The organism is Pseudomonas nicosulfuronedens, assembly GCF_005877905.1.
In the GTDB taxonomy this organism is placed as follows: Bacteria; Pseudomonadota; Gammaproteobacteria; order Pseudomonadales; family Pseudomonadaceae; genus Pseudomonas; species Pseudomonas nicosulfuronedens.
Genome location: NZ_SWDV01000124.1, coordinates 1 through 801 on the forward strand (window position 1 = coordinate 1; position 801 = coordinate 801).

Consider the following 801-nt stretch of genomic DNA (forward strand, 5'->3'; position numbering starts at 1 on the left):
CGCAAACAAATTCGACGAGCTTCGGGAAAGTGATGAGGTGCGTGCCACATGGAAAACGGATGCTGAATACGCACGCCGGCTACGCCAACTAGCATCAGACCCGGATGACTTTGGCTACCCACGGCACTTTGCTCACGATCTTCTGACTTCAAGTCTCCGTACCGAACATACAGCACTATCGCAAGAGCGTTTTCTTGCCACTGAACCAGGGAAGACTGAGCCTGTAAGCCGTTTTCGTAAGCTGCCCCTCGACGGCTTGTGCAATACACTGCGTGCAGGTACCGACAGCGCACGTGGTGCATTTACTTCCCCGCGCCCAATCCACCCGACTTTACCTCGAGTGATAACCGTACGCGAGGCGGCACGACTCCACTCATTCCCGGACTGGTTCCGTTTTCATGCAACGAAGTGGCATGGGTTCCGACAAATTGGAAACAGTGTGCCGCCATTGCTGGGACGAGCCATCGCTTGTTCAATTATTAAAGCGCTCGGTATAAAACCACAAAAGCCAGTAGAAACCCTAAAAACAGGACCTATAGAGCTTTTGAAATTTGATATGAGCAAAGCTGCCAGGCACTTCGACGTCCCTCACGACACCATTGCTCAGCGCACCCGAAAATCCGCTACTGCAGAAACGCTAACGGAACTAGCAAATGCCTGAATTAAAACCGACACGTAAACCGAGCCGTTACTCCTCAGTAATAGAGAAAGTATTCTTCTCTCATTACACGCAAGGGGCAAATGAATTTGAGTTTACTCGCGAAGAGTTAATAGCTACCGCAGCAGAGCAATGGTGTCGTG

At 50.8% G+C, this 801-nt stretch carries 1 protein-coding gene; it reads left to right on the forward strand.

Features of this window, described 5'->3' with window-relative positions:
- Positions 1-661, forward strand: a 661-nt coding sequence (locus FAS41_RS30730) for a DNA cytosine methyltransferase (RefSeq protein ID WP_138527033.1), incomplete at its 5' end; no start/stop codon positions are given.
- Between the last annotated feature and the right edge of the window lie 140 nt (positions 662-801).